The organism is Neoroseomonas rubea (assembly GCF_016106015.1).
GTDB classification, from domain to species: Bacteria; Pseudomonadota; Alphaproteobacteria; order Acetobacterales; family Acetobacteraceae; genus Neoroseomonas; species Neoroseomonas rubea.
Genome location: NZ_JACADQ010000196.1, coordinates 1 through 7,462, shown reverse-complemented (window position 1 = coordinate 7,462; position 7,462 = coordinate 1). Strand labels below are relative to the sequence as shown.

Annotated in this window: 9 protein-coding genes; 4 read left to right on the top strand and 5 right to left on the bottom strand. The window is 72.7% G+C overall.

The features are described 5' to 3' along the window. Window positions 1–81 precede the first annotated feature (81 nt). Window positions 82–411 (bottom strand): hypothetical protein, encoded by a 330-nt coding sequence (locus tag HW577_RS16640; protein ID WP_198377269.1) that lies wholly within the window; start codon window positions 409–411, stop codon window positions 82–84. A 153-nt stretch (window positions 412–564) separates the two neighbouring features. On the opposite strand from HW577_RS16640, the gene rph reads away from it, so the two are divergent. Further along, the gene (gene rph / locus HW577_RS16635; protein ID WP_198377268.1) at window positions 565–1,287 is read left to right on the top strand and encodes a ribonuclease PH; all 723 of its coding nucleotides are present in this window, start codon (window positions 565–567) and stop codon (window positions 1,285–1,287) included. 78 nt (window positions 1,288–1,365) lie between these two features. After that, complete coding sequence (gene rdgB / locus HW577_RS16630; protein WP_198377267.1) at window positions 1,366–2,016, top strand: RdgB/HAM1 family non-canonical purine NTP pyrophosphatase; 651 nt, start codon at window positions 1,366–1,368, stop codon at window positions 2,014–2,016. Between the two features lie 68 nt (window positions 2,017–2,084). Here rdgB and zigA read toward each other — a convergent pair whose 3' ends face one another. From zigA to aroA, 4 genes are all read right to left on the bottom strand, one after another. Continuing rightward, window positions 2,085–3,287: a zinc metallochaperone GTPase ZigA gene (zigA, locus tag HW577_RS16625; RefSeq protein WP_198377266.1), complete on the bottom strand. Its 1,203-nt coding sequence runs from the start codon at window positions 3,285–3,287 to the stop codon at window positions 2,085–2,087. After that, window positions 3,284–3,919 (bottom strand): DUF1826 domain-containing protein, encoded by a 636-nt coding sequence (locus HW577_RS16620; RefSeq protein WP_198377265.1) that lies wholly within the window; start codon window positions 3,917–3,919, stop codon window positions 3,284–3,286. The genes zigA and HW577_RS16620 overlap by 4 nt, the downstream gene beginning before the upstream one ends. A 63-nt stretch (window positions 3,920–3,982) precedes the next feature. Next, entirely contained in the window at window positions 3,983–4,618 is a 636-nt protein-coding gene (cmk, locus tag HW577_RS16615) for a (d)CMP kinase (RefSeq protein WP_198377264.1), read from the bottom strand. Next, a complete protein-coding gene (aroA, locus tag HW577_RS16610) occupies window positions 4,615–5,961 on the bottom strand; it encodes a 3-phosphoshikimate 1-carboxyvinyltransferase (protein WP_198377263.1) in 1,347 nt (448 codons plus the stop codon). The genes cmk and aroA overlap by 4 nt, the downstream gene beginning before the upstream one ends. Window positions 5,962–6,064: 103 nt before the next feature. On the opposite strand from aroA, the gene HW577_RS16605 reads away from it, so the two are divergent. Continuing rightward, window positions 6,065–6,394 (top strand): TIGR02300 family protein, encoded by a 330-nt coding sequence (locus HW577_RS16605; RefSeq protein WP_198377262.1) that lies wholly within the window; start codon window positions 6,065–6,067, stop codon window positions 6,392–6,394. Window positions 6,395–6,575: 181 nt separating this feature from the next. Continuing rightward, window positions 6,576–7,298, top strand: a complete 723-nt coding sequence (locus HW577_RS16600) for a superoxide dismutase (RefSeq protein WP_198377261.1) — start codon at window positions 6,576–6,578, stop codon at window positions 7,296–7,298. Window positions 7,299–7,462 lie beyond the last annotated feature (164 nt).

Below are 7,462 nucleotides of genomic sequence, written 5' to 3'. Positions count from 1 at the left end.
GTCTCAAGTGTGACTGGAGTCCAGCCGTGTGCACTCCCGGTCTCCCGCGGCGCGCGGGTGCCCGGGCCGCCGGGCGGGCGGTCAGAAGCGCCGGTCGAAGCGGTCCTCCCGCCGGTCGCGCACTTCGCGGCGGCGCTCGCGCCGGTCCTCCCGCCGGTCGCGCCAGCCACCCTGATACGCCGCGTCGCGGCGGTCCTCCCGCACGTCGCGCCTTTCGCGGCGGCGTTCCCGGATGTCCTCGCGCTGGTCCGGCGTCATGGCGACGCGGCGGGCATCGGCGATGGCGGTGGTGCGCTGCTCGGGGCTCATGGCAAGCCAGGCGTCGCGCGGGTCGGACTGCGCGAAGGCAGGCGTGGCGATCGGCGCGGCCAGGAGCGCGATCGCCAAGCCCAGGAAGCCGGTTCGGGTCATCGGGGGTTTCTCCGCTGCGGCCCGCGCGGGATGCCGGGCGCGCAACCATCGGGCGCCCGTCCTGTATCCGGCGCGTGTCGGTCAGGATGTCGAAGCGTATCGATCCGCAACGCGTCCGGTTGAACACCGGGGCGCAAAGGGCCAGAAGGGCGCATGTCGAACCGCCCCTCCGGCCGCCTGGCCGATGCCCTCCGCCCCGTCAGCCTCACCCCCGGCGCGGCGCGCCACGCCGAAGGCTCCTGCATCATCCGCATGGGGGTCACCGAGGTGCTCTGCACCGCGAGCGTGGAAGGCAAGGTGCCGCCCTTCCTGCGCGGCCAGGGCCAGGGCTGGGTCACCGCCGAATACGGCATGCTGCCGCGCGCGACGCATACGCGCGGCGACCGGGAAGCCGCGCGCGGCAAGCAATCCGGCCGCACGCAGGAAATCCAGCGGCTGATCGGCCGGTCGCTGCGCGCCGTCACCGACCTCAAGGCGATGGGGGAGATGACCATCACCGTCGATTGCGACGTGCTGACCGCCGATGGCGGCACGCGCTGCGCCTCGATCACCGGCGCCTGGGTCGCGCTGCATCTTGCCTTCGAGCATTGCCGCCGCATGAACGTCATCACCCGCAACCCGCTGCGCGACCAGGTCGCGGCTGTGTCCTGCGGCGTGTGGAGCGGCACGCCGGTGCTCGACCTCGACTACGCGGAGGACAGCAAGGCGGATGCCGACGCCAACTTCGTGCTGACCGGCGGGGGCGGGATCGTGGAGGTGCAGGGCACGGCGGAAGGGGCGCCCTTCAGCGACGACGAACTGCTCGCACTGCTGCGGCTGGCGCGGGCGGGAACGGCGGAGCTGTTCGCGAAGCAGCGGGAAGCTGTGGGGATGTGAAGGAGCAGGGGGAGAAGGGAACTTCTCTCCCCACGGGTGCCCCGCTCAACCTTCTTTGGAACCTGGGGACTGACTGCGATGACCGGCGCCGATCAGACAGATAAGGGGCAGCACCGCGGCCTCGCCCGTGGCGAACGCATCGTCATCGCCACCCACAACAAGGGCAAGTTGCGCGAAGTCGCGGCCCTGCTCTCGCCCCATGGCATCGAGACCGTCTCCGCCGGCGAACTCGGCCTGCCGGAGCCCGAGGAGACGGAGGAGAGCTTCCTCGGCAACGCCGCGATCAAGGCCAGGGCAGCCGCGCGCGCGGCCGGCCTGCCGGCGCTGTCCGACGATTCCGGCTTCTCCGTCGCCTCCCTCGGCGGCGCGCCGGGCGTGCGCACGGCGGACTGGGCCATGCAGCCGGACGGCTCGCGCGACTACGTGGACGCGATGCGCAAGGTCATGGAGGTGGCGCAGGAGTCCGAGGACCGCACCGCGTGGTTCACCTGCGCCCTCGTCCTCGCCTGGCCCGACGGGCATGAGGAAGCCTTCGAAGGCCGCGCCATGGGCCATTGGGTCTGGCCGCCGCGCGGGGCACGGGGCTTCGGCTACGATCCGATGTTTGTGCCCGGCGGCGGCTCCGAGACCTTCGGGGAGATGGCGCCGGAGGAGAAGCACCGCATCAGTCACCGCGCCGCGGCGTTCCGCCTGCTCGCCGCCGCCTGCCTGCCCGCCATCGAATCGTAGCGCGCCCGTCGCGGAACACCGCGCGCGTCGGGGGGGGGCCTGGGCGGGGCGTGGCCCCTTTCCGGCGGTCAGCCCGCGCGCCAGGCCGGGAAGGGGTCCGACAGGCGCGCCCAGCCCTTCGCGCCCAGGCGCATCTCGGCCTCGGTCAGCAGGCAGGACTCGAGGTCGCGGCGCAGCGCCGCCTCATCCATGCCGAGGCCGATGAACACGATCTCCTGCCGCCGGTCGCCCCAGGGGTCCTGCCATTGCTGTGCGATGCCGGCGCGCCATTCTGGGTCGTCGGGCCAGCGCGCAGGCGGCTGCGCCGCCCACCAGAAGCCCGCGCCTTCGTGGCGGCTGACGCGCCCGGCCAACTGCCATTCCCCAGCCCAGGCCAGCCGCGTAGCCAGCCAGAAGAACCCCTTCGCCCGCACCACGCCGGGCAGGTCGCCTTCGACCAGCCGCTTGAAGCGGGCGGGGTGCAGCGGCCGGCGCGCGCGCCAGACGAAGGACCGGATGCCGAACTCCTCGCTTTCGGGCAGGTGGTGCCCGGCCAGCGCCTGCGCCCAGCCCGCCGCCTGGCGCGCCTGCGCGAAGTCGAAGCGGCCCGTGCCGAGGACATGGCGCAGCGGCACTTGCCCGGCGACGCTCGAGACGATCTCCGCGCGCGGATTGAAGGTGGCGATGATGCCGGCCAGACGGCGAAGGTCGGCCTCCGACACGAGGTCCGCCTTGTTCAGCACGATCACGTCCGCAAACTCGACCTGCTCGACGAGCAGGTCGACGAGCAGCCGATCGTCGCCCTCGCCCGCGACCTCGCCACGCTTCGCCAGCGTGTCCGCGGATGCGTAGTCATCAAGCCAGGACTTCGCATCCACCACCGTGACCATCGTGTCGAGCCGCGCGAGGTCGGCGAGCGAGAAGCCGTCCTCCGTGCGGAAATCGAAGGTGGCGGCGACGGGCATGGGTTCGCCGATGCCCGTGCTTTCGATCAGCAGCGCGTCGAAGCGGCCTTCGCGTGCGAGCTTCGCGACTTCCTGCATCAGGTCCTCGCGCAACGTGCAGCAGATGCAGCCATTCGACATCTCGACGAGCTTCTCCTCGGTGCGGGAGAGCGCGCCGGCATTGCCGACCAGGGCCGCGTCGATGTTCACCTCGCTCATGTCGTTGACGATGACGGCGACTCGCCGCCCCTCGCGGTTGGCGAGGACATGGTTCAGCAACGTCGTCTTGCCGGCGCCGAGGAAGCCCGACAGGACGGTGACCGGCAGCCGCGTATCGACGGCGTTCATGCGAAATGCCCCGGTTCGTCGATGCAGAACAGCAGTCGCGCGCGCCGCGCCTCCGGCAGGCGGGAGACGGGCGGGGAGCGGTGCAGGCAGCCAGGGGGCGGCGGCGGCGCGTGCCGCGTGCCCTTGAGCAGCGCGACGGCGAGTTCCGGCGCCTGGTGCGGCGCGCGGCAGTCGGGCCCGCACATGGTCCATTGCGTGCCTTCGCCGCGATAGGTGCAGAGCAGGCGAAGCCCGACGGCATCGATGTGGAAGCGCCGGCAGGAATCGCCCGTCACGCCTTCAAGCCGCAGGCGCACGCGCGCATGGCCCGTGAGGGTCGAGAAGAACTGCGCGAGGCGCAGCATGTCCGCCACGAGGTCGAGCGGCACCGGCCCGGGCAGGCCCGCCATCAGCCCATCGAGCGCGGCTTCCGGCGCATCCTCGCAGGCGGCGCGGAACGGGGCGGCGGCAAGCAAGCCGTTGGTCGCGCGCCGCCAGCCGGCGGGCACGGGCCGGAGCCAGAGGGCGAGCGCGACCTCCGGGCGCAGGACCTCGAGCAGCACCGCCTCATCGGCGCTGACGGTGGCGCAGGGGGATGTGCGCTCGCTGAGCGGTGCGGCATCGGGAGGAAAGACTTCGCAGAGGAAGGACATGCGGTGCTCCGATGGCGACCGCAATGTTATATTATAACTCGCTGTGACCCAGCAAGGCTCGGCTCAGGCGCCGAGTCGCCTTTGCACGATGGCGAGCGCCCCCGCGAAGGCCGCATCGGCATCGAGCGTCGAGGTGTCGAGCGTGACCGCATCCTCCGCCGGCCGCAGCGGCGCGACGGGCCGGTTCGCGTCCTGCGCGTCGCGGTCGCGGATCTCCGACGTCACCTGCATCAGGTCCGCGGCAATGCCGCGCGCCTGGAGTTCGAGGAAGCGCCGCCGGGCGCGTTCCTCCACGCTGGCCGTGACGAACAGCTTAACTCGCGCATCGGGGAAGACGACCGTGCCGATGTCCCGCCCGTCCAGCACCGCGCCATGTGCCCGGCCGAAATCGCGCTGGAAGTCGAGCAACGCGGCGCGGACGGCCGGAATCGCGGCAACGGCGCTCGCCGCCATGTCCGCCATCGGCCCGCGTAGGTCGTCGCGCTCGAGGTCCGCGGGTGTGAGCGCACGCGCCGCGGCCTCAGCCGTGACGGCGTCGCGTGGGTCGGCCCCCGCGTCCAGCACGCGCCGCCCGACGGCGCGATAGAGCAGCCCCGTATCGAGGTAGGGCAGGCCGAGGGCCACCGCGAGCCGCCGCGCGAGCGTGCCCTTGCCCGCCGCCGCCGGCCCGTCGACCGCGATGACGGTGGCACCCGTCACGGCGCGGCCAGCGCCTCGGTGCCCGCCAGCCGGTTCATCAGCGTGGCGAAGCCGGGGAAGGAGGTGTCGATGAAGGCGGCGTCGTCCACCGCGACAGGTGCCTGCGAGGCAAGGCCCATCACCAGCGCGCTCATGGCGATGCGGTGGTCCATGTGAGTCGCGACCGTGCCACCGCCGGGAATGGCGCCGCCCGTGCCGTGCACGATGAGGTCGTCGCCCTCGATCTCCGCCTTCACGCCATTGGCGGCGAGCAGCGCGGCGGTCGCCGCCAGCCGGTCGCTTTCCTTCACGCGCAATTCGGCCAGGCCGCGCATGCGGGTCGTCCCGCTTGCGGCAGCAGCGGCGACGGCGAGCACCGGATACTCGTCGATCATGGACGGCGCGCGGCCCGGCGGCACCTCGACGCCCGACAGCGCGGCGTATTCGGCGACGATGTCCCCGACCGGCTCCCCGCCCGCGATGCGCTCGTTCTCGACGCGCAGCGCCGCGCCCATCTCCCGCAGCGTCGCGATCAGCCCGGTGCGCAGAGGGTTCAGCCCGACATTCTCGACCACCACGCGCGAGCCCGGCACGAGCAGCGCGGCGACGATCGGGAAGGCGGCCGAGGACGGGTCCCCCGGCACCAGCACCGGGGCGGCGGTGAGTTCCGGCTGGCCTTCCAGCGTGACGACGCGGCCTGCCGGCGTATCCGTCACCGACACCGTCGCGCCGAAATGGCGCAGCATGTTCTCCGTGTGGTCGCGCGTCGGCTCGCGTTCCACCACCCGCGTCGTGCCCGGCGCGCACAGGCCGGCAAGCAGGCAGGCACTTTTCACCTGCGCCGAGGCGACCGGCAGCGTGTAGTCGAGCGGCAGCGGGTCAGCCGCGCCTCGCACGGCGAGCGGCAGGCGCCCGCCTTCCCGCGTCCAGAACGCGGCGCCGGTGGCCGAGAGCGGGTCCGTCACCCGCTTCATCGGCCGGCGGCGGAGCGACGCGTCGCCCGTCATCACCGCGAACAGGGGATGCCCCGAGAGCAGCCCGAGCAGCAGCCGCGCCGCGGTCCCGGAATTGCCCATGTCGAGGACATCGGCCGGCTCCACCAGCCCGCCCACGCCGCGGCCGGACACGCGCCAGGCGCCAGGGCCGGGGCGCTCCACCTCCGCCCCCAGGGCGCGCATGGCGGCGGCGGTGCGCAGCACATCCTCGCCTTCCAGCAGCCCGGAGATCTCGGTGGTGCCGACCGCAATGGCGCCGAACATCAGGGCGCGGTGGCTGATCGACTTGTCGCCGGGCACGCCGAGCCGCCCGGTGAGCGGACGGCCTGGGGCGGCGGCGCGGAGGGGTCGGGGATCGGGATGCGACATGGGCGGCGTTTGACACGCCCCGGCCTCGCGTGGCAATGCGCCCGACCCTTGCGAAACGGCGCGTTCCGGCCGCCCGGCCCGCGCGCAGGACGGATGTGAGCCCATGGCGAAGCCCGATCTCGGCCTGAAGCGCAGCTGCGTCGCCTGCGGCGCGCGGTTCTACGACTTGGCGCGCAGCCCCGCCGTCTGCCCCAAGTGCAACACGGAGCAACCGGCCGAACAGCCGCGGGTGCGCCGCGCCGCCGCCGCGCCGCCGCCGGTGGATGAGAAGCTGAAGAAGCGCGCCGCCGCGCCGGAGCTGGAGGGCGACGACATCGAGGTGGAGGATGTTGAGGGCGACGAGGCGATCGAGGACGCCGAGGAGCTCGAGGACGACGCCGAGGCGATTGCCGAGGACATCGAGGTCGAGGCCGACCGCGACGAAGAGACCTGATCCCGACCGCAGGAAGGATGAACCTTCGCACGGTCGGCATCGGCGAGCTTGTTTCGCGCGCGCCCGCCCCGCGAGCGCAGCGGGGCACGACCTGCACCTTCCCGGTCCGCATTTGAGCGCGGGCGTTGCCGGGGGGCCGGGGCGCCCCCATCCTTCTCACCTCTCGGGAAGGAGAAGCGCCATGTCCTCGATCAACCGCCGCGGCCTGATGCTGGGTGCCGCGGGGCTCGCCGCGGCCACCGCCATGCGCCGCCCGGCCTATGCCCAAGCGCCCGCCGGACCGCACAGCCTGCCGCCGCTGCCCTATGCCCCGAACGCCAATGAGCGCGCCATCGACGCCATGACGATGGAAATCCACCATGCGCGCCACCACGGCGCGCAGGTGGCCGGGCTGAACGCCGCGCTCGCCGGGCAGGACCAGTTGTCCGCCATGGCGCTCGACGAGTTGCTGATGCGGCTGTCCCAGGCGCCGGACAACATCCGCACGGCCCTGCGCAACAATGGCGGCGGCCACGCCAACCATTCCATGTTCTGGGAGATCATGGGCGGGCAGGGCGGCGAGCCGACCGGCGAGCTCAAGGCCGCGATCGACCGCGACCTGGGCGGGATGGACAAGTTCCGCACCGACTTCAACGCCGGGGGCATGCGCGTCTTCGGCTCGGGCTGGGTGTTCGTGACGGTGACGCCGGCGGGTGGCCTCGCCATCACGACGAAGCCCGGCCAGGACACGCCGCTGATGGACGGCCAGCGCGTGCTGATGGGCAACGACGTGTGGGAACACGCCTACTACCTGCGCTACCAGAACCGCCGCGCCGATTACCTGGCCGCCTGGTGGAACGTGCTGAACTGGGAGCGCATCGCCGCGCGCTACGAGGCGGCGCGCAACGGCACGCTCAGGATCTGACGCCAGTGGCCGCCTTCGGCTAACCGTCGGTATTCCTTTTCGGGCCTGCAAGCGCCCGGCGCGCGCGTGGCTCGCCGCACCCGTGGCGGCCCCCCTGCGCGGCCCCGGCCGGCCCGGCGGCCGCAGGTCACGCGATCATGCCCGGGGCACGGCCTTCAGCGCTG

Bases quoted from the DNA above. Each gene is read 5' to 3' on its own strand.
- HW577_RS16640 (WP_198377269.1), bottom strand. From the start codon at position 411: ATGACCCGAACCGGCTTCCTGGGCTTGGCGATCGCGCTCCTGGCCGCG.
- rph (WP_198377268.1), top strand. From the start codon at position 565: ATGTCGAACCGCCCCTCCGGCCGCCTGGCCGATGCCCTCCGCCCCGTC.
- rdgB (WP_198377267.1), top strand. From the start codon at position 1,366: ATGACCGGCGCCGATCAGACAGATAAGGGGCAGCACCGCGGCCTCGCC.
- zigA (WP_198377266.1), bottom strand. From the start codon at position 3,287: ATGAACGCCGTCGATACGCGGCTGCCGGTCACCGTCCTGTCGGGCTTC.
- HW577_RS16620 (WP_198377265.1), bottom strand. From the start codon at position 3,919: ATGTCCTTCCTCTGCGAAGTCTTTCCTCCCGATGCCGCACCGCTCAGC.
- aroA (WP_198377263.1), bottom strand. From the start codon at position 5,961: ATGTCGCATCCCGATCCCCGACCCCTCCGCGCCGCCGCCCCAGGCCGT.
- HW577_RS16605 (WP_198377262.1), top strand. From the start codon at position 6,065: ATGGCGAAGCCCGATCTCGGCCTGAAGCGCAGCTGCGTCGCCTGCGGC.
- HW577_RS16600 (WP_198377261.1), top strand. From the start codon at position 6,576: ATGTCCTCGATCAACCGCCGCGGCCTGATGCTGGGTGCCGCGGGGCTC.